Source organism: Pannonibacter phragmitetus, from assembly GCF_050510895.1.
Classification (GTDB): Bacteria; Pseudomonadota; Alphaproteobacteria; order Rhizobiales; family Stappiaceae; genus Pannonibacter; species Pannonibacter phragmitetus_B.
This window is the reverse complement of the sequence record NZ_JBNINT010000001.1, coordinates 2,760,088-2,785,020: the sequence shown is the minus strand read 5'-3', so window position 1 is coordinate 2,785,020 and position 24,933 is coordinate 2,760,088. Positions and strand designations below refer to the sequence as shown.

The window sequence follows — 24,933 nt, the reverse complement described above, 5'->3', positions numbered from 1 at the left end:
AGGTAAGCTGCTGAGTATTTTTTCCGCAATGGCAGCCGTCGTTGTTGTGACGGGTGTGTTGACCTTTGTTCAGAGTGCAAGACTGGCTGATGAGGGTCTTCATGTCGGAGAAAGGCTTGCGCCGCTCGCTGACGCTGCGATGGAGATCAAGCTGACAGCCACCCATGCCCATCTGGTCTTCGAGGAAATCATGACCGGAGACGGAGGCGAGGATATCAATGAAGTCTGGGACCATCTGAAGGAATCGCGCTTCTTTGCCAGCGCTATCATGAATGGCGGCGCCAATGATGAAGGCCGGTTCTATGCTACGGAATCTGCCGAAGTGCGCAACGTGATGCAGGATGTTCTCAAGGAGATCGATGTCTTTGAGGAGGTTGCCCGCACGCGTTACCAGAATGTGGGCAAGGATATTGCTGGCAGCGCCGCTGACGAGGCGTTTGACAAGGCCTTCGACATCCTGATCGCAGAAGCAGACAAGGCGGAAGAGCTGATCAAGGCAGAGATGGCCGAGGGTATCGCCGATCTGCGTGAGGCCGCCGACTTTGTGGCGCTGTTGCAGATTATTTCCATCGGCGCGACCCTCTTGGCGGCGATTGGCGGCTGGCTGTTCCTGCGCTCGCGCATTGCCGTGCGCGCCGATGAACTGGCGGTAACAGCCGGTGCCCTGTCGCGCGGAGAGCTGTCTCACAAGCTTCCGGAATGGTCCAGTGCGGATGAGCTGGGCGATTTGCGCGGTGCTCTTGCCGGGTTCCGCCAATCGCTCACCGAGCAGGCGGAGCTTGCCGAGACTGTGCGCCGGCGTGAAAACGAGGCTCAGGCCGAGAAGGCCGAATTGATGCGCCGTCTTGCCGAGGACTTCCGCGCCACGACCGGCAGCTATTTCGATGCCCTGCAGAATGCGGCGGTGGAACTGAGCCGCGATGTTTCGGCGATGGATGAGACCGCCCGTCAGAGCAACGGCATGGTGAGCGCTGCCGCCGATGCCGCGCTGCAGGCGTCCTCCAACGTGGAAACGGTTGCTGCGGCCTCCGAGGAACTGTCCGCCTCCATCGGCGAAATCACCCGGCAGGTGACGACGACAGCCAAGGTGGTGGATGACGCCTCCCGTCAGGCGGAAGCGACGAACCAGAAGGTGACCAGCCTTGCGGTTGCGGCGGACAAGATTGGCCAGGTTGTGACGCTCATCCAGGAAATTGCCGCACAGACCAATCTTCTGGCGCTTAACGCAACAATCGAGGCGGCGCGGGCTGGCGAGATGGGCAAGGGCTTTGCGGTTGTGGCGTCCGAGGTGAAGCAGCTCGCCTCTCAGACCGCCAAGGCGACGGACGAGATTTCCAGCCAGATCTCGGCCATTCAGGCTTCCACGGATGATGCCGTTCTGGCGATCGAGAAGATCACCGAGATCATGCGCACCATTGATGAGCACGCCGAAGCCGTCAGCCGCTCGGTCGAGCAGCAGGGGCAGGCGACTGCTGAAATCGCCTCCAATGCGCAGATCACCTCCGCCCGCACTTCCGACGTCACGGGCAACATGGAGCAGATGCGCAGCGCCGTAGCTCAGACGAATGAGACTGCGGCGCGGCTCATGACCTCCTCGCATGCGGTGGGCAGCCAGACGGATGCCCTGCGCCGCGCGGTAGATGACTTCGTGCGCAGGCTTGCTGCTGCATGATCTGCCCGCCTCGCAGCTTACGGCGGCTTTGACCTTGCCCGCCGCGGCTTGTATGAGAGCGGATGAACCGGCCGGGCGGCAGTGTAGAACTGCCGCCCGCCTGCATTGAAAGCGCCGCCATGTCCGATCCTGTTCTTGAAACGCTCCTTCTTCCCTTTCTGAACGGCACGCTGGACCTGCCCAAGGCGCGGGGTAGCATTCTGTTTCTGCGTGCCCGAGCCGGGGCGGACCTGAGAGAGCTGCCCGAGGGGGCGCTGGTGCCGGTGCAGAGCTTTGCGCCTGACCGGGACGCGCTGGCTGCCCAGGGTTACACGGTGCAGCATCAGGCGGAGGGCGAAGGCTATCCGCTGGTTCTTGTGCTGCCGCCGCGCCAAAAGCAGGAAGCCCGTTCTCTGCTGGCAGATGCCGTGCGCCGCGCTGCGCCGGGCGGGCTGATTGTCGTCTGTGCCACGAATGCGGAGGGCGGCAAGGCGCTTGAAGGCGATCTCGAAAGCCTTGCCGGCCTCGATGGCAAGCTCTCCAAGGCCAAGTGCCGTGTCGCATGGGCCATCAAGGATGAGGCCCGCGTCAAAAGCGCGCAGGTGGCTGAATGGGTGGAGCTGGATGCGGTGCGCCCGATCCTGGACGGACGGTTCGTCAGCCGTCCGGGCGTTTTCGCCTGGGATCACATCGATGCTGCTTCCGCGCTGCTGGCGGAAAATCTGCCTTCGAGCCTTTCTGGCGAAGGCGCAGATCTGGGGGCTGGCTTCGGCTATCTCTCCACCGAGGTTCTCAAGCGCTGCGCCAAGGTGACAGGGCTTGATCTCTATGAGGCTGAGCAGCGGGCGCTGGATTTGGCGCGGGAGAATGTGACACCGCTAGCCACTGGCCGCCGTCTCGGCTTCCACTGGGTGGATGTCACCAAGGGGCTGAACAAGACCTATGACTTCATCGTCACCAATCCGCCATTCCACCAGACCGGCAAGGCCGGGCGCACGGACATCGGTCAGGGCTTCGTGCGTGCGGCGGCGCGGGCCCTGAAGCCGGGCGGGCATCTGTGGCTCGTCGCCAACCGCCATCTCCCCTATGAGGGCGTCATCAATGAAGTCTTTGCCGAGGCAATCATGGTGGCAGACGAGGGTGGCTACAAGGTAATCCACGCACGCAAGGCTCGCGGCCGATGAGACTGGTCAAGCTCCTCGCCAATCTCGGCTATGGCACCCGCAAGGAAGTGCAGATAGCCATTCGCAACGGCTGGGTGACTGACCGCACCGGGCAGCGCCTCAAGGCAGATTCCAAGACCGCGCATGAGGACATCCTGTTTGACGATGAGCCTCTGGATCCGCCGCAGGGCATGATCCTGCTGCTGAACAAGCCGGTGGGCTACACATGTTCGACCAAAGATCAGGGCCGTCTGGTCTATGATCTTCTGCCCGACCGGTTCCGCTACCGCAAGCCGGTGCTGTCCACTGTCGGACGTCTCGACCGGGAGACAACCGGCGCGCTACTCTTCACCGATGACGGCACGCTGCTGCACCGGATCATCTCACCCAAGGCCGAGGTGCCGAAGGTTTATGAGGCTGAGCTGGACCGGCCGCTTAAGGGGGATGAACGCGAGCTGTTCGCCTCCGGCACGATGATGCTGGAGAGCGATGACAAGCCGTTGAAGCCTGCCGAACTTGAGATTCTGACCCCGCAGAAGGTGCGGCTGACGCTGCACGAGGGCCGTTACCATCAGGTCCGCCGCATGTTCGCCGCCACCGGCAACCACGTGAATACCCTTTCCCGCATCCGCATCGGCAACCTGTCGCTGGAGGGCGTGGATGAAGGCAAGTGGCGTCTGCTGGATGCCACGGACGTGGAAAAGGTGTTCGGTACGGTTTGATCCGTCAGAGCGGCAGCGTCACCGTGGCGGTGAGGCCGCCCTCGGGGCGGTTGATGAGGGTGACAGTGCCGCCGTGGGCATGAATGAGGGAACGGGCGATGGCAAGGCCGAGGCCGATGCCGCCCGTCTCGCCGCTGCGGGATGTCTCCAGCCGGACGAAAGGTTCGAACACGTCGCCCATCCGGTCTTCCGGAATGCCAGGGCCGTCATCTTCGACGCGGATGAAGACTTCGCTCTTGTCCTTCTCCACGGAAATGCGGGCCGCGCCGCCATAGCGGACGGCGTTTTCGATCAGGTTGCGCAGGGCACGCTTTAGCGCCATCGGGCGGCAGGGCAGCGTGACCGGTGCTGCATCTGTCCCGGTCTTCACCAGGCGTACGTCATGGCCCATGTCGGACTGGTCACCTGCAAGGCTTTCCAGAACGGCGATGAGGTCCACTGCTTCACGCGGCTCGCTGACGGCCTCATCGCGCGCAAAGGCGAGGGTCGCTTCCGTCATTGCGGCCATCTCATCCAGCGTAGCGATCATCTTCTCCCGGTTTTCATCGTCGTCGATGAACTCGGCCCTGAGGCGCAGCGAGGTGATGGGCGTGCGCAGGTCATGGCTGATGGCGGCCAGCATGCGCGTGCGATCTGCCACAAAGCGGCTCAGCCGGTCGTGCATGGCGTTGAAGGCGGAGATTGTGCTGCGCAGCTCACGCGGGCCCGCCTCCGGCACCGGCGGTACGTCTTCGCCCCGTCCCAGCCTGTCGGCCGCATCGGCCAGCTGGCGCAGGGGGCGGGAGACCTGCCGGATTGTGAAGGCGACGATGGCGATGATTGCCAGAGCCATCAGGCCCATCTGCAGGACAAGCGTGTAGAAGGCGCCGGGCGGCGGCGGGCGGTGGCTGGTGAGCACGTTGAGCCATTGCCCGTCGGCGAGAGGCACGGAAAATTCGATCGCAATCAGCCGGTGGCGCAGCCGCTCCTCGCGGCGCCGTTCACGCTCTTCCAGCTTCTGAAGGTTGGGTTCCCCGCTTCGTCGCGTTTCTTCCGCTCTTCACGCGGGGGCTTGCTGCCCTCCCTTTCAGGGGCTTTTCCGGCTGCACTGAGCGCGGCACGGATGCCCGGGTCCTGCCCCAGTTCCTCGGCCAGCGCTCCGGCAAGGCGCCGTTCCGCGCCGGACTCGGGCGCTCTGTCCACGGACGGCTTCTGGTCCAGCCAGAAGCGGGTGATGACCGAGCTGGTGGCCTGGAGCAGCCGCGTGCGGGTCGTTTCACTGGAGGTCTCCAGCAACGGTACCAGAGAGGCAGTGCGGACAATCACCCCGTCGCCGATGGCCTCATAGATCGCAAGCCGCCGCTCTCCCGCAAAGAGCCAGATGGACGCCGCCTGGCTACCGATGAGGGCGATCAGAAGCAGCGCGATGAGCTGACTGCCAAGGCTACGCGGCCACAGGCGCTTGAAACAGGTGCCGGACTTGCGGAAGAAGCCTGCTGCGGTCATGCGTCAAGCTCCTCGACGGCGGCGGTAAACATGTAGCCGCCGCCCCAGACAGTCTTGATGATGCGCGGTTCCTTCGGGTCTTCCTCGATCTTGCGGCGCAGACGGCTGACCTGATTGTCGATGGACCGGTCGAAGACGCCAGGCGTGCGCCCGCTCGTCAGGTCCATCAGCTGGTCCCGGGTCAGAACCATGCGCGGGCGCTTGAGGAAGGCAAGCAGCAGCTGGAATTCGCCGCTGGACAGTGCAATTGGTGCCCCTGCGGGTCAAAGAGTTCACGCCGGGCGGTGTCCACTGTGAAGCCTTCAAAGACGAGGCGCTCCTGCGTGATCGGATCGCGGGGCTTGGGCACGCTGGCGGTGCGGCGCAGGACGGCCTTGATGCGGGCCAGCAGCTCGCGCGGGTTGAAAGGCTTGGTGACATAGTCATCCGCGCCGATTTCCAGCCCGATGATCCGGTCTGTCTCCTCCGCCATGGCGGTAAGCAGGATGATGGGTGGACCGTCTGAATCGACCAGGCTGCGGCAAAGGCTGAGGCCATCCTCGCCGGGCATCATCACATCCAGCACGACCAGATCGATGACGGCTGCCTTCAGTGCCTTGCGGGCAGCGGCCGCGCTTTCTGCAGCGGTGGCCCTGTAACCGTTCTTGACCAGATAGCGGGCGAGCGTTTCCCGGATATCGCGGTGGTCATCGACCACAAGAATATGGGGGCTTGGCTCACTCATCAGGTTGATTCCGGTTCATTGTGCTCTGCTGGCGGGCTGAAGCCGCCGTTCTTCATCCTCTAGGTAGCGCCATTTTTCGCAGCGGGGCAGGGGAAAGTGTAACAGTCTGTCTCAATAGGGCGGACCTGTCACAGGTCACGACACTTGGGCCTCCAGCCTGCCCTAATCCGGCGCGGGTCCCTCGCCTATGTTCCAGTCATCGCAGAACGGCACGGCGGTTTCACTGAAGACCGCCAGGCTCAGACCGCAAGGTCCGCCTTGCCACTGCAGACATCCGGACAGGCCGGAAAAGGAGAAGATCGATGACCGCACTCAAGACCATTGCCATTGGCACGATTGCCGCCGCGCTTGCCACTTCTGTGGCCGGGATCGCATTGGCTGACAGCTTTGGCCCCAAGGGCTGGGGCGGCAAGGGACATCATGGAGGGCGCGATGGCGGCCGCATGGTCGAGATGTTCGACCAGAACAAGGATGGCTCTATTACACAGGATGAAGTGAACGCTGCTGTTGCGGAGCGCTTCTCGGCCGCTGACGCCGACAAGGACGGCCGCGTCACTCTGGATGAATTCAAGACCTACCGCATCACCGAAATGCAGCCGATGAAGGTGCGCGCCTTCCAGCGGCTGGACCGCGATGGCGATGGCAAGGTGACCCGTGCCGAGTTCGATCGCATCTCGGATCGCATGTTCGCCCGGCTCGACCGCGGCGGGAACGGTGAACTGAAGCCGATGCCGCGCGGCCCAGAAGGGCGCGGCCCTGACGCCCGGGGGCCAGAAGGTAAGGGCCCGGAAGGCAGAGGTCCGGAAGGCAGGGGCGGCGCTGGCGGCCGGCCGGACGGCAAGGGGCCGGAAGGCATGCGAATGGGCCGTGAAGACGGGCCGTATCGTCAAGGCCGCGAGGGCGGGCCGCATGGCCGCCATGGCATGCGGATGATGGAGATGTTCGAGCGCTTCGATGTGAACGGCGATGGCACGGTGACACGTGCCGAGTTTGATGAGGCGCGCGGCCAGCTCTTTGCCCTCGCAGATACGGGTAACACCGGCAGCTTCGACCTGCAGGGCTTTGATGCGCTGTTCGCCAGCATGGCCGAGCCTCGCCTGGTGCGCATGTTCCAGCGGCTCGACACCGACGGTGACCTCACCATCACCGCCGAAGAAAACGCGGCATGGACCACAGATCTCGTCGCTCGCATGGATCGTAATTCAGATGGCGTGCTGACCAAGGCCGACTTCCGCAAGGGCGGCAAGGGCCCGCATGGCGAGTGGCGCGGAGACCGTCATGGCGGCGGCAAGGGCATGGGCCCACAGAACCGCCAGGGTTGATTTGGAGGCTCGCGCCTGAACGGGAATCAGATCTGTCCGTCAAAAGCCGCCAAGCTTCGCCCCCGAACGGCGGGCAGATCTCAGCCGAAGGGCCGCCCTAGTGCGGCCCTTCGTGCTTATGTGAAAAGCCTTTGACCGGAACTGCAGCCGTGTCGTCTTGCCACGGTCTGCCGCCGCTATGCGGCAGGCTTCTGCGCGTGATGTTTGCACGTCTAAAAAAGTGGCGAAAACCTGGCATTTGCCCTGACTTTTTCAGGTGTCCGGCTTCACGAAAAAATCTGCGCCTCATTCAAAAAACCCCTTGAACATGACAACGAATGAGCGCAAATAAGCCTTGCCCAAATTCGCACGTGCCCGTGGTCGTCCATGAATTCCAGTGGCAGTCAGACAAGCCCCACTACGACTCTTGGGGTCTGACAAAACCGGACGGCTTAAAGCAACGACGTAAGAGGGCTTTTTGGTCTCTGCCGGGTTTCCACATCCCGGGGTTACTGAAGAGGCACTTGTTACTTCATTGCCGGCCGTGCGGAGCGATCCCAGTTCCAAGCCAAGGCATCCCATAACGGGACAGTGTGCAGCCCCCGCTGCGTGCTCGACCGATCGTCACCTCTTGCCGAGCCTCCCTGTCCATACCGGAGGGCTCCGCGGCGAGTGGAAGGACGACTTCGCGCCAAGACTTGATGAACGGGAGAACCCCGATGACCGATCGCATCCGTGAATTCCTCCGCCAGCGCACCGAAGATGGTCCTTGCGTTGTTGTTGACCTTGACGTCGTGCGGTCGAACTACGAGGCTTTTGCCCGTTCGCTGCCCGACACCTCCGTCTATTATGCCGTCAAGGCAAACCCGGCCCCCGAGATCCTCAGCCTGCTGGCTGAACTCGGCTCGTCCTTCGATTGCGCCTCCGTCGGCGAAATCGAGATGGCTTTGGCTGCCGGTGCCAGCCCGGACCGCATCTCCTTTGGCAACACCATCAAGAAGGAACGCGACATCGCCCGCGCCTTCGAATTGGGCGTGCGCCTCTATGCCGTAGACTGCGAAGCCGAAGTCGAGAAGATCGTCCGCGCTGCACCGGGCGTGCGCGTGTTCTGCCGCATCCTGTGTGATGGCGCAGGCGCAGAGTGGCCGCTTTCGCGCAAGTTTGGCTGCGCTCCGGAAATGGCTCCGGACGTGCTGGAAGCTGCGCACCGCGCCGGTCTGACGACTTATGGCGTATCCTTCCACGTCGGCTCCCAGCAGGCGAACCTTGGCGCATGGGATAGCGCCCTGGCGACGGCAGCCGGTGTCTTCCGTGAGTGCGCCACCCGTGGCATCGCGCTGAAGATGGTCAACATGGGCGGGGGCTTTCCGGCTCGTTACCTGAAGGAAGTCCCGGGTGTTCCGGCCTATGGCAACGCCATCTTCCAGGCTCTGACCGATCATTTCGGCAACAACCTGCCGCAGACGATCATCGAGCCGGGCCGTGGCATGGTGGGCGACGCCGGTCTGATCGAAGCGGAAGTCGTCCTGATTTCCCGCAAGTCGGCTGACGACACCGTACGCTGGGTCTATCTGGACATCGGCAAGTTCCATGGCCTCGCCGAGACCATGGACGAGGCGATCCGTTACCCGATCCGCACGCCGAAGGATGGCGATGCCACTGCGCCCTGCGTTCTGGCTGGCCCGACCTGCGACAGCGTGGACGTTCTTTACGAAAAGACGCCCTACGAGCTGCCGGTCTCCCTGTCCATCGGCGACAAGGTGCTGATCGAATCCTGCGGTGCCTACACGACGACCTATTCCACGGTCGGCTTCAACGGCTTCGCCGCTCTCGCATCCTACGTGATCTGAAGGATCAGGTGAGATGATCGAAATCCTGGACGAGGCGCCGGAACACACCGGCGCCCGCGAGCTGCTGCTCGACCGGGCGTTTGGTCCGGACCGGCATCAGAAAACCTCCGAACGTTTGCGCGAAGGCCGTGTGCCCGCCATCGCCCTGACCGCGCTGGATGACACCGGCGCGCTCGTGGGTACCCTGCGTCTGTGGCATGTCACTGCCGAAGGTGGGCAGGGCTTGCTGCTGCTCGGACCTCTGGCGGTGGAAGCCACTTGCCGCAGCGAAGGGCTTGGCGCACGTCTGATGCGTGCCGCCCTCAATCAGGCATCCATTGCCGGCTTTGGCGGTGTGATGCTGGTGGGGGACCATGCCTACTACGCCAGGTTCGGCTTTTCGCCGGAGCTGACACTTGGCCTTGATCTGCCGGGGCCGGTGGAGCGTCAGCGCTTCCTCGGTCTTGAGCTCAAGGAAGGCGCACTCGCCGGAGCTTATGGCCTCGTCGAAGCAAGCGGGGCGGAAGATCCGGTCTACGAGCAGATGATGCCTTTTACCGGACTGCGCAGCGTCACCTCCCGCGCAGCCTGAACCAAAAGCACGAGCCCTGTACCTTGAATGGTGCAGGGCTCGTGCGCAAGACGCAGGCGCCCTGTCAACTCTCATCCTCTGGCAGGGATAGCTTCACCACTGTTACCGGCTGAGCCTTGCCTTTGACCGTCTGCTCTCCGAGAGGGGTGATGACGGGGCGTGAGGCGCCTGTCTGCGCTGTAAGGGCACTTGCCACGTCTGCAGAGGCGAGGATCACCGCCTCGGCGCCAGGTTCTGCCGAGTGGCCGAGGCTTTCGAGCCTTGCTGCGATGTTCACCGTGTCACCGATGACCGTGTAGTTGACCCGGCCCGGTGCGCCGATGTCCCCGACGATGAGCGGTCCCACGTGAAGGCCGGCACGGATATGCACGGGAGCGAGACCCTGTTCGCGCCGCCGGGCATTGTCGGCCTTGAGCGCCCGTTCGATATCGAGTGCTGCCGCTGCAGCTGCGGCGGCAGGGTTCTCCATGTGGTCGGGCGCACCCCAGAAGGCCATGACGCTGTCGCCGATGTACTTGTCGATAGTGCCGCCGTGCTGCTCGACCACGCTGCCGATGAGCGTGAGGTGGTGGTTGACGAAATCCGCCGTCGCTCTTGCGTCCATGCCTTCGCAAATGCTGGTAAAGCCCACCACATCGGTGAAGAGAACTGCAACCTGCCGCTCCTGAGGGGCAGCGCTGCCGTTGCCTTCGCGCAACAGTTTGAGTACGAGGCTGCGCGGCACGTAGCGTATGAAGGCAGTCAGCGCCGTTGTCATGGCGTTGAAGCCGCTGGCCAGATCCTTCAGTTCCTCGATGCGGCTTGAGGGCAGGGGCTTCAGTCCGGAAATTTCCAGCCGGGCAATGGCCCTTGCGCCCGCCGCTGCCCGGCGGATGGGCTGGGCAATGCGGTAAGCCATCACGGCACTGCCTGCGAGCGCTGCCATCAAAATGGACAGAGCAATGAGGATGGAGAGGTAGAGTTCTTCCAGCGGCTGCTCAAGAACCGATGCGGGCATGATCGCCCCGGTGATGACCGGCAACTCGCCGAACTTCGTCGCCGTGCGTTCCAGCACGACGTAGTAGCGGCCATGCTCCCTCGTCTCACCTTCAAGCATGGCATAAGCCTCGCCCAGATCAAACCGCAGCGGATCGACCGGCGTCAGGCTGGCTAGCCGGGCGAGCAGCGGATCGGGCGCCTTGCTTAGGTCTACAAGGTCGTTCTTTTCGGACAGGGTTGCGTCCAACGGGCTCAGATCCGGGTGTGCAAGAAGCTCTTTCTCGCCATACAGCAGGAACACTTCCAGCTGGTCTCCGGACAGCTCTCTGGCGATTTGCGACAGGCCTGAGGAGGGTATGGAAACGGCGGTGTAGCCAAGATAGGCGCCCTCCTGCCAGACCGGGGCTACGTATGAGAGCAGCGTCTCCCGGCGCTGGGCGTCATAATCCGGCGGCAGCCAGAAAGGCCCGGCTGCCGCTTCGGCCTGCTTCAGGCGTGCCTCCAGTTCCGGAGCAGCGGCTGCCGGAATGCGGCGCAGCAGCATGTCGCCACCGGCCATTTGACTGATTTCCAGTGCATCACTCTGGGCGGCGCGGGCAACGGTGATGCGTGTGCCGTCGGGGGCGGCTGCGAGCCCGCCAAAGGCAAGGCGCGCCACATCTTCATCCATCGCAATAGGCGAAGCGCCTCTTGCGAAGGCAGCGGCTATGAAACTGGCCTGATTGCGCAGAACATTGATTTTGCTTGTAAACCTCTGTTCGTAGGCATCCATGCCGAGGTCCACGAGCTTGCTGCCGAGACCAGCGACGATCCGCCGCGAAGTCGTACTTTCCACGTAGAGAACAGAGGCCGTGGTGAGAAAGACGAAGGTGCCAATCACGGTGGCAAGTGTGGGCGTGAGGCGCAAGGTGAATGGCATGGGCAGTCGCAGGCCTTGTCGTTTCGTCAGCAGCCGGGGCTGGTCCGCACGGATTCGCTGAAGGCTCATCCTAACCCGCATTGGCACCCGTTGTCCGTTTGCCCCGGAAAGTGGCAAAGCGCGCAACAAAAAGCCCCACCGGGTGAACCGGCGGGGCTTGAAGCCATTGAGACGGGGCAACATCAAGTCAGTTGCAGACTTCCTGATGGCCAACCACCACATACTGGCCGATATAGGTGTCCCAGCGCTGCACCGGGCTCAGATAGCAGCGGACCGGCGGGGGCGGTGGCGGGGCATAATAGACCGGACCGCCATAGGCCACCGGCGGCGGGGGCGGCGCGTAATAGGCCGGAGGGGTGTCGATATAGTCCGGCCCGCTGTTGGCCATCGCCGTTCCCAACAGGGCGCCAGCGGCAAGGCCGACGACAGCACCGGCTGCCAGCGCGCCATTGCGCCCGTCCCGCGCCTCGGCAGAGTTTGTCGCGGCGCCCAGTGTCAGTGCACCGGCCATCATCAGCGCCAGCGCCGTTGCACCGGTCTTGCGGGCCAAAGCTCCAAAATTCATGTTCGATACAGTCATCATGACTTCGTCTCCGAAGGAACCGGCCCCACCGCCTCTTGCCCTTTCAAGAAAGAGCGAAACAGGGGCACCGGACCAAGCTCAAACTATCTGAGCCCGGATCGCGGCGAAGTGATGGCAATCACAGAAGGGCAGCAATACTTCCCCTGGATGGTAAGCCCTAATGGCAGTGATAGGGCTGGGAGCCTGCATGGCAGCATTGGCCCGGAGGACTATCCTTGCGGCATCCGCCACCGTGAGCGGAGGCTGGCGGCAGGAAAGCGAATGCAGACAGGCAAAGAGCTGCCAGAATGATCAGAACAATCCTCATAACGTTTCCTCCCTCTCCCATCGTCTGGTGCCAGTTTACGGCGTTCAGTGTGTTTATCTATTGATGTCTTTGACAGGGATGGGTGACGCCTTGCCGCCTCCCGGTGCTTGCCCGTCTTTCGCGCTTGGCGGGGGGCGGGGCGGGGGGTAAAGGTGGGGGAACATGGCAGGGGGTGAGTCTTCTGCTGCATTTGGAGGCCTGTGCGGGTGTGTTCGCCGGGTCTGATGCTTTGGACGGGGCAGGAGGTGCTTTTCCATGAAGCCGACGAACCTGGTATTCACCGGGCTTGAGACCACGATTTTCGAGACCATGTCGCGCCTTGCCAATGAGCACGGAGCGGTCAATCTCGGCCAGGGTTTCCCGGATGTGGATGGCCCGGAAGATGTGCGGCGCGTGGCGGCCGAGGCTTTCATTTCCGGTCCGAACCAGTATCCGCCCATGCTTGGCCTGCCGGAACTTCGGCAAGCGGTGGCTGAAAGCGCCAGCCGCTTCTACGGCCTCGATGTGGACTGGAAGAGCGAGGTGATGGTCACCTCCGGCGCGACGGAAGCCCTTGCAGACTGCCTGCTGGCGCTGATGGAACCGGGCGACGAAGTAATCCTGATCGAGCCGCTCTATGACTGCTATCTGCCGATGGTGCGCCGGACGGGCGGCATCCCCGTGCGGGTGCGGGTGACACCGCCGACCTGGAGCCTTGACCTTGAAGCGCTGGAAAAGGCCTTCACCGAGAACACCAAGGCCATCCTTATCAACAACCCGATGAACCCGGCCGGTAAAGTGTTCACCGAGGCGGAGCTTGCCCGCATCGCCGAGCTTTGCGTGGAGCATGATGTCTTTGCCATCTGCGACGAGGTGTATGAGCACCTGCTGTTCGACGGGGTGAAACACCGTCCGCTGATGAGTTTTCCGGGCATGCGCGAGCGCACGGTGCGCATCGGCTCCGCCGGCAAGACCTTCTCCTTCACGGGCTGGAAGGTGGGCTATGTCACGGGCGCTGCAAAGCTGCTCGATCCCATCGCCAAGGCGCATCAGTATGTCACCTTCACCACGCCGCCGGGCTTGCAGAAAGCCGTGGCCTATGGGCTGCAAAAGGATGACAGCTATTTCACAGGCCTAGCCGCCGATCTGCAGGCCAAGCGCGATTTCTTTGCCGCCGGGCTTGCCGAACTCGGGTTCGGTGTTCTGCCCTGCGAGGGGACGTATTTCCTCACCTGCGACGTGGCGCCGCTAGGCCTCAAGGGCACGGACGTGGACATCTGCCGCCGCATGGTGACAGAAGCAGGCGTGGCGGCGGTGCCGGTTTCGGCCTTCTACATCACGGATGCGCCGCCAAATTATGTCCGCTTCTGCTTCTGCAAGCGCGATGAGGTGCTGAGTGAGGCGCTGGCCCGGCTGAAGGCCTGGCTGTTGCCGATGAAGGCGGTCAGCAACGGCTGAGACCAGACATGCAAACCTTTTGGGGAGACAGGCATAAATGAGCAATCCTGTTCTTGTGGAAGTGACACGCGGGCAGATGACCGAGAGCCGCCACCGGGGCGCGATTGCCATCTTCGATGCCAATGGTGATCCGGTGCTGCGGATCGGAGACACGGGTGCCCGCGTCTTCCCGCGCTCTGCCATCAAGGCGCTGCAGGCACTGCCGCTGATCGAATCCGGCGCTGCCGATGCGCTGGGCTACGAGGCGCCGGAACTTGCATTGGCCTGCTCTTCCCACAACGGCGAGGAACGGCATGTGAATGCCGCCCGCGTCATGCTGATCAAGGCGGGGCTTGATGAGGATGCCCTTGAATGCGGCAGCCAGTGGCCTTCCCGGCTGGAGGATGTGGCAAGTCTCGTCCGCGCCGATGAAACGCCTTGCGCCCTGCACAACAACTGCTCGGGCAAGCATGCCGGTTTCCTGGGCCTTGCCAAGGCTATGGGGCTGAAGACGAAGGGCTACGTGGACATTGACCACCCGGTGCAGCAGGAAATCCGGCTTGTGCTGGAATCCATGACCGGGGACAGCCTCACGGCGGATGTCTGCGGCACGGATGGTTGTTCCATCCCCACCTATGCCAGCCCGCTGGATGGCTTTGCCCGTGCCTTTGCAGCTTTCGGCACCGGCGAGGGGCTGGAGCCGAAGCGGGCTGAAGCGGCGCAGCGGCTTTTCAGGGCCTGTGTCGAGAACCCGTTCATGGTGGCCGGTACCGGCCGCTTCTGCACCCGCGCCATGGAAGGCCTGCGCCAGCGCGTCTTCGTCAAGACCGGGGCGGAAGGCGTTTTCTGCGCTGCGATCCCCGAACTTGGGCTTGGCATTGCGCTGAAATGCGATGACGGGGCATCCCGCGCTTCGGAAGTGATGATGGCTGCCGTGCTGGAGGCCTTCCTTGATCTCAACGACGACGAAGCCCGCCTGCTGGCGGACCTACGCCAGCCGGTGCTGAAAAGCCGGAGGGATGCGGAGGTGGGCCTTATCCGCCCCTCGCAGGATTTCCTGACGGACCTGCGCCGCGCCGCAAGTGTCAGTGCATGAGGAGACAGTCTCTGATGAAGTCCATTTGCGTATTCTGCGGGTCGAATTTCGGCACCGATCCGGCATTCGAGCAGGCAGCCCGGGAGACGGGGCGGGTGATTGCCGAGGCAGGCAAGACCCTTGTCTATGGCGGGGCTGCTGTCGGACTGATGGGCGCTGTTGCCGATGGTGCGCTGGCTGCCGGCGGCAAGGTGATCGGTATCCTGCCCGAGGCGCTGAAAGCCAAGGAACTGGAACACAAGGGCCTCAGCGAGATCCACATCGTGCGCTCCATGCATGAGCGCAAGGCGATGTTTGCCGAACTCTCCGATGGCTTCATCACCCTGCCGGGCGGTACGGGCACCATGGAAGAGATCTTCGAGGTGTGGACCTGGGGCCAGCTTGGCTATCACTCCAAACCTTTTGGCCTGCTCAATACGGCAGGTTTTTATGATGCGCTGCTGACATTTCTGGACGAGCAGGTTGCGAAAGGCTTTGTGCGTGCGGAAATGCGCAGCATGCTGCTGGTTGCCGAACATCCTGCGCACCTTATCGCAGGCTTTGAAGCCTATGTGCCGCCTGTTATTTCCAAGTGGATCAAGAAGCAGGATACCTGACGATCCGATGATGGAAACGGCTGGTTAACCCGGTTCAACCATTGTGCCGGACAACAAAGGCAGCTCTGCCGCAGGGCTGCCCCAATTGGCTGGCAAAGCAGTGCGACTTGGCCCCGCTGCGAGCCATCTTGCCAAAGCATCATTCAGTGTCCGGAGTAATTTTCACATGCGTCTTCCGCTTGCCGCTGCGCTTGGTCTTGCACTGCTTCTGCCCGCATGCTCGCAATCTTCGAACTATGCGGAGACCACGTCTTCGGTCAGCACAATGTCTTATGCGGCCGTTCCCGCAGCCCGGACATCAAGTGTGACGCTGGTGCAGATTACAGGTGCCGGTGTTGGCGGTATCCGCGCAGGCACGACTTATTCGTCCAAGGCCATTCAGGCTGCCCTTCCGGGCTTCACCACCGACACCATCCAGACAGCGGAAGAAACCACCACGGAGAACGCGCTGGGCGCGTTCAACTCGGACGGCTTCCAGGTGCTCCAGATCTTCAAGGGCAAGGATGGCAATGTGCGCGCCGTCCATGGGGTGACCCACCATCTGGCCGGTCCGAATGGTGAGCGCATCGGCATGACCTTTGCCGAGGCCGGCATGCGCCGGTCAGATTGCCGCGTCGGTGAGAACCTGTGGCGTGGCATGGCCATTTGCCGCTCCAAGGGCGCGCCGAATGTGGAACTCGTCTTCGCCATTCCTCAGTATCAGGGCCCCTGGGACGCTCTGCCGGATGAAAGCCAGCTGCGCGGCGCGGCCCTGCAGCGCATCGTCTGGACCCCCACAGCACAGGGCTGACACCCAGACCTTCGGCGATGGTGACGAGGCGGGCCTGATCAGCTAAGCCTGAACGCATGAGTGCCGAATCCGTTGTCCGCAAGCCATCCGTTGACGATCTCGCCCGGCAAATCCTTGCCGGGAACAGGGCAATGCTGGCCCGTGCGATCACGCTGGTGGAATCGCGCAAGGCGGAGCACCGCCAGTCAGCGCGGGACCTGTTGACCCTGCTGATGCCCCACACGGGCAAGGCGCAGCGCGTCGGCATCACGGGTGTGCCGGGTGTCGGCAAATCCACAACCATCGACACGCTGGGCAGCAACCTGACCGCAGACGGGCACAAGGTTGCCGTGCTCGCGGTTGATCCATCGTCTACCCGCACTGGCGGCTCTATCCTGGGCGACAAGACCCGTATGGCGCGGCTGGCTGTCGACCCTAAGGCCTTCATCCGTCCGTCCCCTTCTGCTGGAACGCTGGGCGGTGTGACGGCGCGCACGCGCGAGACGATGCTTCTGTGCGAGGCCGCCGGTTTTGACGTCATTCTTGTGGAGACGGTCGGCATCGGCCAGTCGGAGACGGCTGTCGCGGAGATGGTTGACTTCTTCCTCGTGCTCATGCTGCCGGGTGCCGGTGATGAGCTGCAGGGCATCAAGAAAGGCGTTCTGGAGATTGCCGATCTCATTGCCGTCAACAAGGCGGACGGGGAGGGGGCCATGCGGGCGCGGGCGGCAGCTGCCGATTACCGCAGTGCATTACATATCATGGCACCGCGCTCACCCACATGGTCGCCGCCCGTGGTGACGGTTTCCGGCCTTGCCAACGAGGGCCTGCGCGAGATGTGGGCGCAGGTCGAGCAGCACCGCGACAAGATGCAGGCCACCGGCGAATGGCAGGACCGGCGTGCCCGCCAGCAGGTGTCCTGGATGTGGGACATGCTGCAACAGCGGCTGATGGAGGCCCTGACCCGCGACCCCGCACGGGCCGCCCATATTCGCGCACTTGAGGAGAAAGTGCGCTGCGGCGAGGTTCCCGCGTCTGCCGCCGTGGAGGACATCGCCAAGCTCACCGGTATCTGACCCTCGTTTGTATCTGTCTGCGGGCATGGTTCTTGCTCGGCTGCACGTGGTGGCAGTCAAAAGCGCTGCCAGCTGGGCCAGATTGAAACGTTCGGTGAGACAATGAGCGGAATTTGCAGGTCTGACAGGCTGAAGATGGGCCGCCGAGGTTTCCTTGCCGGGCTGGGCCTGTGCCTTTCCGGCACACCGGCGCTGTCGCTGACACAGATAGCGGATCTGCGAGGCAGCATTGACGGGCAGGATCTGGGTATCGTGCCGGACCGGCCCGGCGACCAGAGTGCGGCGATGCAGAAGGCCATTGACCGGGCGGTGGCGCGGGGCAAGGCTCTGTTCTTGCCCGCTGGCAGCTATCCCGTTTCCAACCTTGATCTCCCCTCCGGCGCCATGATTGTCGGTGTGCCGGGGCGCACTCAGCTCGTTCACTTGGGCGGCGGCGGTGTGCTGATGGGGGCCAATGGCGCCAGCCGGATCCGGCTGGAAGGGCTTTCCTTCGACGGCGGCAACAAGACGCTGGAGGAGGGAACCTTCGGCCTGCTGCATTTCATTGGCGTTACCGGCTTGGGCATTTCGGATTGCGAGATCACCGGCTCCAGCCGTTCTGGCCTCGCGCTGGACCGGTGCAGTGGTCATGTGGAGCGCTGCGTGATCTCCGGCGCAGCGGATGCCGGTATCCGCTCCGTCGAAGGCGCTGGGCTGACCTTCGCGGGCAACACGATCAGTGGCTGCGCCAACGGCGGGCTTCAGGTGCTGCGCTGGACGCAAGGTGAGGATGGCACGCTGATCACTGGCAACCGGATTAGCGCGATTGCGGCGAAGGCAGGCGGCACAGGCCAGCACGGCAATGGCATCAATATCTTTCGTGCAGATGGCGTGATCATTGCCAATAATCACGTGTCGGACTGCGCTTTCTCGGCCATCCGGGCGAACTCTGCCTCGAATGTGCAGATCAGCGGCAACACCTGCCTGCGCTCGGGCGAGACGGCGGTCTACAGCGAGTTCAGCTTTGAGGGAGCCATCATCGCGGGCAATCTGGTGGACGGCGGCACCATGGGCATTTCCGTGGCCAACTTCCAGCAGGGCGGGCGGCTGGCGTCTGTCACAGGCAATATTGTGCGCAACATCCGCCTGGATGGCCCCTATCCCGAAGAAGTGGCCGGCTTTGGCATCGGCATCGCGGTGGAAGCCGATACAGTGGTAACCGGCAACGTCGTTGAAGGAGCGCCGAAATACGGCATTCTTGCAGGTTGGGGCCCCTACATGCGCGATCTGCTGATTTCCCAGAACATTCTGAGAGACTGCCCCCTTGGCATTGCCGTGACCCTGGTGGATGGCGCGGGCACAGCCGTCATTCAGGGCAACATCATTTCAGGCGCCCATCGCGGCGCGATTGTGGGCCACCGCTGGCGCGAGGCTGTCACCGGTGAGCTCGCGGGGGCAGCGCCGTCCCGGAGCATCTGACAATCGCGGGAAATACGGTCAGCGGCTGACGGCAGAAGGCCCTTCAGGCAGGAGCCAGCTCCTGGCCGCCAAACAAACGCCTATACATGATGGGATGAAAGGCCGCGATATTGGAGGCGACGTGCTGTGCCATGAGCTGGCGGCACACCTCCGGATCCTTTTGATCCAGTGCTTCGATGATGCGCAGGTGCTCTTCCGGGAACAGGTCCAGCCAGAAGGTCTCATCGGCACGCTGTGCGATCATGAAACGATGAACCAGCTGTAGAGTTCGCGCCAGGACCGGCAGAAGATTGGGCAGGTTGGCACGCTCGAACAGCTTCAGATGAAATGCCAGATCGACACGGCTAAGAAGATAACCATCCCCCAGATCACGGACCTTCCGGTAATCTTCGACCGACTGGAGCAGGAACCCCCGGGTGGGCGTATCAATGTTCAGACAGGCCCGGGCGATACCTGCACTTTCGAGGGCGATACGCTGGTGGATGAGAATCTCAGCCTCTGCGTCACTGATGCTTGTGACGAAGGTCCCCTGATAGCCCCTGCGTTCGACAAGACCATCCTGTTCGAGCCGCAGCAGCGCTTCGCGGATGGTGCCTTGCGAGCAGGCGAACTCATGAGCGAGGGACTGTTCGGTCAGAATGCTGCCGCCATTCAGCTCCGACAGCATGATAAGGCGCCTCAAGCTGCCATAAACTGCATTCGACTTGCGGCCGCTTTCTTTCGGAAGCGTCGGAAACTTCATCTGCATCGCCACTGACATGCGGCTGTGTCCCCACCTTCTGACATGCACGTTCCGAGCAGCGGATCAAAAGAAAACAGCCGACGGAAACAAGTCGCACCGCAGGCTGATGCATGCCGCTGACAGCAGAATGCTTGCTGAGCCGTTCTTTTGAAAGAACCTTGCCGCAGGAACAAGCCGGTCAGGCCACATCAGTTGCCGGAGTTGTCTCATTCTGAAGCAAACGGCCTCTAATGCATGTAGATCAGTGAGTTTTCGCACCTAGCCGGATATTTGGGGTAAAATATCGAAAAATTTGTATAGTATTTTAAACAAGTTCATACCGGTCTGGCCCTGTCTAGATGTGCAGGATTCAATTTTCACTGCGCGCAATCACAGAGATCCAGTTTTTCCACGCGAGCTTTTCGATCAGATTTTCACCGAACCCGTGTTCCCTAAAGGCCGCAATGAGGCGCTGCAGGCCCGAAACATCGCCGATATCGCGGGGAACGAGACAGCCGTCGAAGTCGGAACCAAGGCCGACGTGATCCTCGCCAAGTTTCTCGATGAGATAGGCCGCGTGACGGACGACCGTTTCAAGCGGTGTATTGCTGTCGGGGCGCCCATCCTCGCGCAGGAAAGCACAGTGGAAGTTGATGCCTGCCAGCCCTTTGCTTTCGGCAATGGCTGCGAGCTGGCGGTCCGTCAGGTTGCGTGCGCTGGGACACAGGACGTGGGCATTGGAGTGGGAGGCGATGAGGGGCTTGTCCGAAATGGCAGCCACATCCCAGAAGCCTTTCTCCGTGATGTGGGACAGATCCACCATGATGCCGAGTGCATTGCAGCGGTGAACGAGCTGGCGGCCAAGCTCTGTCAGCCCTTCGCCTGTGTCCGGAGAGGACGGAAAGGCCATGGGTACGCCGTCACCAAAGATGTTGCGGCGGCTCCAGACCGGGCCGAGTGACCTGAGGCCGGCCGCATGGAGAACATCCAGCGCGGCGAGGTCCGGGTCGATGCATTCCGCCCCCTCAATATGCAGCACCATCGCCATCTGTCCGTCTGCCACTGCCGCTTCGATTTCGCGGGCGCTGCGGACGATGCGGCAGCTGCCCTGCGACGCGGTTTCCAGCTTCAAGGCGCGGGAGGTCATGGCCAGGGTCCAGCTCAGGGCCTCTTCCTGCCCCAGCCGCAGGTAGTGGCGCGGATCGGCGGAACCCAGTGAGCGCATCAGTTGCATGTCCTGCACGCTGGGCACGAACATGGCGAAGAGCCCGCCGGCAAAGCCGCCGTCCCGGGCACGTGGCAGGTCTATGTGGTCCTCTGAAGAACGCTCGAAGAAGGACTTGGTGCGCCCTGCGCGTTCACGCATCTCCAGCTTCAGGAGGGTGTCATTGTGGCCATCGAAGACAGGCACGGGCGGATGGCCAGGATGTGATTCGATCAAAGGGACCTCGGTCAGGGGCAGGGCAGGAAACTGGCGGCCTGCAGACCTGTCTGGAGGCTGAGCCGCCTTTCAATTAGGCACTGCGATGACTGCAATGGCAAGCCGGACCATGCATCTGTGGCGGAATTGCCGCGCTCGCGGGGATTTCATTTGTTCATCCCGGGCGAATATTGCCTTCTCCCCATGAACCGGCGCACAAGGTGGCGTTTATGACGGTTCGTCAGGTCAAGGGTGAGCCCAAATGGCAGCGGATGTTGCTTCGGAATTTGAAAATGGATCGCGCGGACTGAGCCGCCGCGGTTTTCTCTTCACAGGTGCAGCGCTTATGGCGTTGTCGGCTGCAGGGTGCCAGACGATCGTGCAGCCTGTCGGGCTGCCGAACCAGCCGCCGCTGCCGGACGAGAAGTTCGACTATGATCTGGCCTATGCCGCCCGCAAGGATGGCGAATGGGACATTCCAGCGATCAAGTACAAGAACTTCGACCGGCAGTTCTGGCGTCAGGTCGTGGACTACGACAGCAAGGAAGCGCCGGGGACGATCATCGTCGATCCCTACAATCACTTCCTCTACTGGACAATTTCCCGCACGAAAGCTCTGCGTTACGGCATCGGTGTCGGCAAGGCAGGTTTCGGCTGGTCCGGTGATGCGACGATCCGCATGAAGCAGGAATGGCCTGCCTGGTTCCCGCCGAAGGAAATGATCGAGCGCCGCCCTGAGCTGAAGAAGTACAAGGACGGCAAGATGGACGGCGGGATCGAGAACCCGCTGGGTGCCCGCGCGCTCTATCTGTGGCAGGGCAATGTGGACACACTGTACCGCATTCACGGCACAACCGAACCGCAGAGCATCGGCCGCAGCGTATCCAGCGGCTGCATCCGCATGTGGCATCAGGACGTGATCGACCTCTACGAGCGCGTTCCGATGAACACCAAGGTCGTCGTTTTGGGTGATGCCATCCCGGATAGCGTGAAGAAGCAGATGGCCGAGGCCGAAAAGAAGAAGGCTGGCTGAGCCGCCTTCGCGTCTGCCCTCAACAGGATCAGGCCCCGCTACGTGCGGGGCCTTTTCGTTTGGGCTCAGGTCAGGACGGGTGTCAGTGCGACATCGGAAAGAATGGCCCCGAAGTGGCAAATGGCGGCGGCAAGGACGAAGCCATGCCAGATGGCGTTCTGGAATGGCAGCGATTTCCAGGCGTAGAAGGCCGTGCCGGCCGAATAAAGAGCGCCGCCTGCCACCAGCAGCCAGAAGCCCAGCGGAGACGCGTTTTCCAGCAGCGGCTGATAGGCAAAGACAATGACCCAGCCGAGTGCCAGGCAGATCGGAACGGTGTATTTGTCAAAGCGTTGCAGGCGCACCAGCTTGATGGTCGCGCAGGTGATTGCACCTGTCCAGACCACGGCAAGTACCAGCATGCCCGCCCAGCCGCCGATGACCATGGCCGCAAAGGGCGTGTAGGTGCCTGCAATCATCAGGAAAATGGCGGCATGGTCGAAACGGCGGAACCAGCTGGTGTGGTTGTTCTTGGCCAGCATGTTGTAGAGCGCCGAACAGATCAGCATGGCCATAAGACAGGCCGTGTAGATGGAAATGCTGGCAATACGCCCGGCCGCATCCGGCTGCGGGATGACCAGTGCCAGAAGAATGATGGTGGCCGCTAGCCCCAGGGCTATGCCGATGGCATGCACCGTTCCGTCTGCAATCCGCTCTGCTCTCGTCTGTTCGCGCATATGTCCCTCTTCCGCAGCGCCTTCCGGTTACGTCAACGTAACGTTAGCTTTGCTGGAATGCCAGTGCCTTCTGCCGGACATGCCAAATTGCCTGGGCGCAGACCATCAGTGGCAGGTGGCGGCTGCCTTCCACAGGGGGAAAGTGGAAGAACGGGGGAATCGGCTTCACCCGCCGCTGAAAATCGCTATGTTTGCGGCGCAGAGCATTGACCTTGCCCACCTTGAGGGAGTACCGCCGGACTGCCGGGTTTAACCGGCAGGACCAAAAGGGCGTCAATGCCATGCTCAAGGTCTGTGGACCTAACCGGATTTCAGCGGCACGGGACGGGGAATGACGGTCAGCATCGATATTGGTGAAATGCCGGGCGGCGCAAAGGCGCTGATGGATCTGGAAGAACTGCTCGCAACGCGCCTGCTGGTGCAGGGCAACTCCGGCTCTGGCAAGTCGCATCTGCTGCGCCGTCTTCTCGAACAGTCCGCCAGCTGGGTGCAGCAGGCGATCATTGATCCGGAGGGTGACTTCGTCAGTCTCGCCGAAAAATTCGGCCATGTGGTCGTGGATGCCGCCGGAACCGAACGTGACCTGCAGATGATCGCCGCCCGCGTGCGGGCGCACCGCGTGTCCGTTGTGCTCAATCTGGAAAGCCTGGATGCGGACCGTCAGATGAAGGCGGCGGCGACGTTCCTTGATGGCCTGTTCGATGCGGACCGTGACCAGTGGTATCCGATGCTGGTGGTGGTGGACGAGGCGCAGCTTTTTGCCCCTGCTGCTGCCGGTGAGGTGAGCGAAGAAGCGCGCCGCCGGTCGCTGACAGCGATGACTAACCTCATGTGCCGCGGCCGCAAGCGCGGACTGGCGGGAATCATCGCGACACAGCGCCTTGCCAAGCTTGCCAAGAACGTGGCTGCCGAGGCCTCCAACTTCCTGATGGGCCGTACCTTCCTCGACATCGACATGGCTCGCGCGGCCGATCTGCTCGGTATGGAACGCCGGCAGGCGGAGGCTTTCCGTAATCTCGATCGGGGACATTTCATTGCCCTGGGGCCTGCCATGTCGCGCCGCCCGGTCCCGGTGCGCATCGGCGCGGTGGAAACTTCCGGCCGTGGCGGCGGGCCCAAGCTGACGCCTCTGCCGGACAAGCCGGTGGAAGATGCCAAGGAACTGATCTTCACGCCCATGCCCGATGAGGCAGTGCGCATCCGTACGCGCGCGCCGGAGCCGGTTTCGACGGCGGATATCCTGACGCAACTGTCGGCAGCGGGCCGCATGGAAAGTGCTCGAAATCAGCCGGCACCGCAGCCGGATGAGCCGCCGGTGGATACGGCCGAACGGGATGCGGCCATCGACGAGATCATGACGGCAATCCTGGCTGAACCCGAGGCCGCCTTCCAGCCCGTGGCAACGCTTTATCAGGACTTCCAGGTTCGCTGCCGCATTGCCAAGGTGCCCGGCGGCGTGCCTGATCTGTCCGTCTTCCGCGAGAAACTGTCTGTTGCCCGTGCTGGCGTGGACAGTGGCGAGGTGGATACCAATGACTGGGAGCGGGCTGCGCTGATTGCTGCCGAGCTTCCGGAGGACATGCGCGGCGTCTACTTGCTGCTGGCCAAGGCGGCTCTCGCCAAGGCGCCGTGCCCGCCGAATGCAGAAATTGCCAAGGCCTATGGCACCCGCTCGCCGGGCCGCGCCCGTTGGCTGCTGGCCCATATGGAAGAGCGCGGCTTTCTGCTCTGCGCCACAGACATGCGCGGCAACCGGATTGTGACGCTGACGGATCTGGGGTGGCAGACAGCCCCGGGTGACGCGGAAGCGGCAGCCTGAAGAAATTTTCTGCCATACGCTCTCAACCCTTGAGCCAAGACTACATGGCTCGGCGCATCCGTGTCATCGGGGCAGACGAGGGCTGTGCCGACGGGACCGGAAACTCCGGGTCCGCCAGTAAAAACTTGAGCTGCGCCAGCTCCAGCTCCAGCCCCTCAATGGTGCGCGCAAGCACAGTGTCGAGGTAGCTGCCCGCAGGTGCATTGCTGCGGATTCGGCTGGCCTGATTGAGCGTTGCCCGCAGATAGCGCGCAACGTCTTCCACTTCGAAGCGGGTGATGCTGATATCCATCTGTCCGTCCATGGCAGTGACTCTAATCTGTTCTCTTTTTGTTCCTATACTCCGTTCCTTCAAGGCAGGCAAGAGGAGTCTCCGGCGCCTGCCAGCCGCTGCGCCGCCAGCGCCTTTCAGACAAGTATCAATGCCTGTCCATTCCCGGCTTGCGCTTTGCCGCAAGGCTGACATGATCGCCTGAGAGAGAATGCGGCATGGTAGGGATTCTGCCGCTTTGAGACATGCTGCAGTCCCGGCGCAGGCCGGGCGCACCAGATGGGGTGA

Annotated in this window: 23 protein-coding genes and 1 pseudogene; 14 read left to right on the top strand and 10 right to left on the bottom strand. The window is 62.5% G+C overall.

Features of this window, described 5'->3' with window-relative positions; genetic code table 11:
• Positions 1 to 28: 28 nt before the first annotated feature.
• From ACQB61_RS13230 to ACQB61_RS13220, 3 genes are all read left to right on the top strand, one after another.
• Positions 29 to 1,672 carry a methyl-accepting chemotaxis protein gene (locus tag ACQB61_RS13230; protein ID WP_430512993.1) on the top strand — a complete coding sequence of 548 codons (1,644 nt, stop codon included), beginning with the start codon at positions 29 to 31 and terminating at the stop codon, positions 1,670 to 1,672.
• A 62-nt stretch (positions 1,673 to 1,734) separates the two neighbouring features.
• Positions 1,735 to 2,835, top strand: a complete 1,101-nt coding sequence (locus ACQB61_RS13225; RefSeq protein ID WP_430512992.1) for a class I SAM-dependent methyltransferase — start codon at positions 1,735 to 1,737, stop codon at positions 2,833 to 2,835.
• Positions 2,832 to 3,536 carry a pseudouridine synthase gene (locus tag ACQB61_RS13220; protein ID WP_430512991.1) on the top strand — a complete coding sequence of 235 codons (705 nt, stop codon included), beginning with the start codon at positions 2,832 to 2,834 and terminating at the stop codon, positions 3,534 to 3,536. Before ACQB61_RS13225 ends, ACQB61_RS13220 begins: the two co-directional genes overlap by 4 nt.
• A 4-nt stretch (positions 3,537 to 3,540) precedes the next feature.
• Here the strand turns inward: ACQB61_RS13220 and ACQB61_RS13215 are convergent, their stop codons facing one another.
• The 3 genes and pseudogenes from ACQB61_RS13215 to ACQB61_RS13205 form a co-directional block, all read right to left on the bottom strand.
• The gene (locus ACQB61_RS13215) at positions 3,541 to 4,464 is read right to left on the bottom strand and encodes an ATP-binding protein (protein WP_430512990.1); all 924 of its coding nucleotides are present in this window, start codon (positions 4,462 to 4,464) and stop codon (positions 3,541 to 3,543) included.
• A gap of 17 nt (positions 4,465 to 4,481) precedes the next feature.
• Positions 4,482 to 5,021: a hypothetical protein gene (locus ACQB61_RS13210; RefSeq protein ID WP_430512989.1), complete on the bottom strand. Its 540-nt coding sequence runs from the start codon at positions 5,019 to 5,021 to the stop codon at positions 4,482 to 4,484.
• Positions 5,018 to 5,745 (bottom strand): annotated as a pseudogene (locus ACQB61_RS13205) (response regulator). Before ACQB61_RS13205 ends, ACQB61_RS13210 begins: the two are co-directional and overlap by 4 nt.
• A gap of 302 nt (positions 5,746 to 6,047) precedes the next feature.
• Between ACQB61_RS13205 and ACQB61_RS13200 the strand changes: the two are divergent.
• From ACQB61_RS13200 to ACQB61_RS13190, 3 genes are all read left to right on the top strand, one after another.
• Complete coding sequence (locus tag ACQB61_RS13200) at positions 6,048 to 7,067, top strand: EF-hand domain-containing protein (RefSeq protein WP_430512988.1); 1,020 nt, start codon at positions 6,048 to 6,050, stop codon at positions 7,065 to 7,067.
• A gap of 698 nt (positions 7,068 to 7,765) precedes the next feature.
• Positions 7,766 to 8,896 carry a type III PLP-dependent enzyme gene (locus ACQB61_RS13195; RefSeq protein ID WP_430512987.1) on the top strand — a complete coding sequence of 377 codons (1,131 nt, stop codon included), beginning with the start codon at positions 7,766 to 7,768 and terminating at the stop codon, positions 8,894 to 8,896.
• A 13-nt stretch (positions 8,897 to 8,909) separates the two neighbouring features.
• Positions 8,910 to 9,467, top strand: a complete 558-nt coding sequence (locus ACQB61_RS13190; protein WP_430512986.1) for a GNAT family N-acetyltransferase — start codon at positions 8,910 to 8,912, stop codon at positions 9,465 to 9,467.
• Positions 9,468 to 9,531: 64 nt separating this feature from the next.
• Here ACQB61_RS13190 and ACQB61_RS13185 read toward each other — a convergent pair whose 3' ends face one another.
• Both ACQB61_RS13185 and ACQB61_RS13180 read right to left on the bottom strand, forming a co-directional pair.
• On the bottom strand, positions 9,532 to 11,433 hold the full coding sequence (locus ACQB61_RS13185; RefSeq protein WP_430512985.1) for an adenylate/guanylate cyclase domain-containing protein: 1,902 nt from the start codon (positions 11,431 to 11,433) through the stop codon (positions 9,532 to 9,534).
• Positions 11,434 to 11,551: 118 nt separating this feature from the next.
• Positions 11,552 to 11,947 (bottom strand): hypothetical protein, encoded by a 396-nt coding sequence (locus ACQB61_RS13180; protein WP_430512984.1) that lies wholly within the window; start codon positions 11,945 to 11,947, stop codon positions 11,552 to 11,554.
• 562 nt (positions 11,948 to 12,509) lie between these two features.
• Here ACQB61_RS13180 and ACQB61_RS13175 point away from each other — a divergent pair.
• The 6 genes from ACQB61_RS13175 (at position 12,510) to ACQB61_RS13150 (ending at position 18,665) form a co-directional block, all read left to right on the top strand.
• Positions 12,510 to 13,691 carry an aminotransferase gene (locus ACQB61_RS13175; RefSeq protein WP_430512983.1) on the top strand — a complete coding sequence of 394 codons (1,182 nt, stop codon included), beginning with the start codon at positions 12,510 to 12,512 and terminating at the stop codon, positions 13,689 to 13,691.
• Between the two features lie 37 nt (positions 13,692 to 13,728).
• Complete coding sequence (locus tag ACQB61_RS13170; RefSeq protein WP_430512982.1) at positions 13,729 to 14,766, top strand: asparaginase; 1,038 nt, start codon at positions 13,729 to 13,731, stop codon at positions 14,764 to 14,766.
• A gap of 14 nt (positions 14,767 to 14,780) precedes the next feature.
• Entirely contained in the window at positions 14,781 to 15,362 is a 582-nt protein-coding gene (locus ACQB61_RS13165; protein WP_430512981.1) for a TIGR00730 family Rossman fold protein, read from the top strand.
• Between the two features lie 166 nt (positions 15,363 to 15,528).
• Positions 15,529 to 16,152: a DUF1131 family protein gene (locus ACQB61_RS13160; RefSeq protein ID WP_430512980.1), complete on the top strand. Its 624-nt coding sequence runs from the start codon at positions 15,529 to 15,531 to the stop codon at positions 16,150 to 16,152.
• Between the two features lie 56 nt (positions 16,153 to 16,208).
• Positions 16,209 to 17,207 (top strand): methylmalonyl Co-A mutase-associated GTPase MeaB, encoded by a 999-nt coding sequence (gene meaB / locus ACQB61_RS13155; protein WP_430512979.1) that lies wholly within the window; start codon positions 16,209 to 16,211, stop codon positions 17,205 to 17,207.
• Positions 17,208 to 17,309: 102 nt separating this feature from the next.
• Positions 17,310 to 18,665 carry a TIGR03808 family TAT-translocated repetitive protein gene (locus tag ACQB61_RS13150; protein WP_430512978.1) on the top strand — a complete coding sequence of 452 codons (1,356 nt, stop codon included), beginning with the start codon at positions 17,310 to 17,312 and terminating at the stop codon, positions 18,663 to 18,665.
• A gap of 43 nt (positions 18,666 to 18,708) precedes the next feature.
• On the opposite strand, the gene ACQB61_RS13145 is transcribed toward ACQB61_RS13150, so the two are convergent.
• Both ACQB61_RS13145 and ACQB61_RS13140 read right to left on the bottom strand, forming a co-directional pair.
• Positions 18,709 to 19,413 (bottom strand): GntR family transcriptional regulator, encoded by a 705-nt coding sequence (locus tag ACQB61_RS13145; protein WP_430514369.1) that lies wholly within the window; start codon positions 19,411 to 19,413, stop codon positions 18,709 to 18,711.
• Positions 19,414 to 19,756: 343 nt separating this feature from the next.
• Entirely contained in the window at positions 19,757 to 20,824 is a 1,068-nt protein-coding gene (locus ACQB61_RS13140) for a dipeptidase (RefSeq protein WP_430514368.1), read from the bottom strand.
• 244 nt (positions 20,825 to 21,068) lie between these two features.
• On the opposite strand from ACQB61_RS13140, the gene ACQB61_RS13135 reads away from it, so the two are divergent.
• Positions 21,069 to 21,839, top strand: a complete 771-nt coding sequence (locus tag ACQB61_RS13135; protein ID WP_430512977.1) for a L,D-transpeptidase — start codon at positions 21,069 to 21,071, stop codon at positions 21,837 to 21,839.
• Between the two features lie 65 nt (positions 21,840 to 21,904).
• Here the strand turns inward: ACQB61_RS13135 and trhA are convergent, their stop codons facing one another.
• Positions 21,905 to 22,555 (bottom strand): PAQR family membrane homeostasis protein TrhA, encoded by a 651-nt coding sequence (trhA, locus tag ACQB61_RS13130; protein WP_430512976.1) that lies wholly within the window; start codon positions 22,553 to 22,555, stop codon positions 21,905 to 21,907.
• Positions 22,556 to 22,598: 43 nt separating this feature from the next.
• On the bottom strand, positions 22,599 to 22,838 hold the full coding sequence (locus ACQB61_RS13125; protein ID WP_430512975.1) for a hypothetical protein: 240 nt from the start codon (positions 22,836 to 22,838) through the stop codon (positions 22,599 to 22,601).
• A gap of 48 nt (positions 22,839 to 22,886) precedes the next feature.
• On the opposite strand from ACQB61_RS13125, the gene ACQB61_RS13120 reads away from it, so the two are divergent.
• On the top strand, positions 22,887 to 24,374 hold the full coding sequence (locus tag ACQB61_RS13120) for a helicase HerA domain-containing protein (protein ID WP_430512974.1): 1,488 nt from the start codon (positions 22,887 to 22,889) through the stop codon (positions 24,372 to 24,374).
• A 40-nt stretch (positions 24,375 to 24,414) separates the two neighbouring features.
• On the opposite strand, the gene ACQB61_RS13115 is transcribed toward ACQB61_RS13120, so the two are convergent.
• Complete coding sequence (locus ACQB61_RS13115) at positions 24,415 to 24,666, bottom strand: hypothetical protein (RefSeq protein ID WP_430512973.1); 252 nt, start codon at positions 24,664 to 24,666, stop codon at positions 24,415 to 24,417.
• Positions 24,667 to 24,933: the final 267 nt, after the last annotated feature.

Coding starts and splice junctions, on each gene's coding strand:
- ACQB61_RS13185 (WP_430512985.1), bottom strand. CDS start 11,433: ATGAGCCTTCAGCGAATCCGTGCGGACCAGCCCCGGCTGCTGACGAAA.
- ACQB61_RS13165 (WP_430512981.1), top strand. CDS start 14,781: ATGAAGTCCATTTGCGTATTCTGCGGGTCGAATTTCGGCACCGATCCG.
- ACQB61_RS13170 (WP_430512982.1), top strand. CDS start 13,729: ATGAGCAATCCTGTTCTTGTGGAAGTGACACGCGGGCAGATGACCGAG.
- ACQB61_RS13150 (WP_430512978.1), top strand. CDS start 17,310: ATGAGCGGAATTTGCAGGTCTGACAGGCTGAAGATGGGCCGCCGAGGT.
- ACQB61_RS13190 (WP_430512986.1), top strand. CDS start 8,910: ATGATCGAAATCCTGGACGAGGCGCCGGAACACACCGGCGCCCGCGAG.
- ACQB61_RS13180 (WP_430512984.1), bottom strand. CDS start 11,947: ATGATGACTGTATCGAACATGAATTTTGGAGCTTTGGCCCGCAAGACC.
- ACQB61_RS13225 (WP_430512992.1), top strand. CDS start 1,735: ATGAACCGGCCGGGCGGCAGTGTAGAACTGCCGCCCGCCTGCATTGAA.
- ACQB61_RS13175 (WP_430512983.1), top strand. CDS start 12,510: ATGAAGCCGACGAACCTGGTATTCACCGGGCTTGAGACCACGATTTTC.
- ACQB61_RS13135 (WP_430512977.1), top strand. CDS start 21,069: ATGGCAGCGGATGTTGCTTCGGAATTTGAAAATGGATCGCGCGGACTG.
- ACQB61_RS13125 (WP_430512975.1), bottom strand. CDS start 22,838: ATGGCATTGACGCCCTTTTGGTCCTGCCGGTTAAACCCGGCAGTCCGG.
- ACQB61_RS13210 (WP_430512989.1), bottom strand. CDS start 5,021: ATGACCGCAGCAGGCTTCTTCCGCAAGTCCGGCACCTGTTTCAAGCGC.
- ACQB61_RS13115 (WP_430512973.1), bottom strand. CDS start 24,666: ATGGATATCAGCATCACCCGCTTCGAAGTGGAAGACGTTGCGCGCTAT.
- ACQB61_RS13160 (WP_430512980.1), top strand. CDS start 15,529: ATGCGTCTTCCGCTTGCCGCTGCGCTTGGTCTTGCACTGCTTCTGCCC.
- ACQB61_RS13120 (WP_430512974.1), top strand. CDS start 22,887: ATGACGGTCAGCATCGATATTGGTGAAATGCCGGGCGGCGCAAAGGCG.
- ACQB61_RS13195 (WP_430512987.1), top strand. CDS start 7,766: ATGACCGATCGCATCCGTGAATTCCTCCGCCAGCGCACCGAAGATGGT.
- ACQB61_RS13200 (WP_430512988.1), top strand. CDS start 6,048: ATGACCGCACTCAAGACCATTGCCATTGGCACGATTGCCGCCGCGCTT.
- ACQB61_RS13230 (WP_430512993.1), top strand. CDS start 29: ATGGCAGCCGTCGTTGTTGTGACGGGTGTGTTGACCTTTGTTCAGAGT.
- meaB (WP_430512979.1), top strand. CDS start 16,209: ATGAGTGCCGAATCCGTTGTCCGCAAGCCATCCGTTGACGATCTCGCC.
- ACQB61_RS13145 (WP_430514369.1), bottom strand. CDS start 19,413: ATGCAGATGAAGTTTCCGACGCTTCCGAAAGAAAGCGGCCGCAAGTCG.
- ACQB61_RS13220 (WP_430512991.1), top strand. CDS start 2,832: ATGAGACTGGTCAAGCTCCTCGCCAATCTCGGCTATGGCACCCGCAAG.
- trhA (WP_430512976.1), bottom strand. CDS start 22,555: ATGCGCGAACAGACGAGAGCAGAGCGGATTGCAGACGGAACGGTGCAT.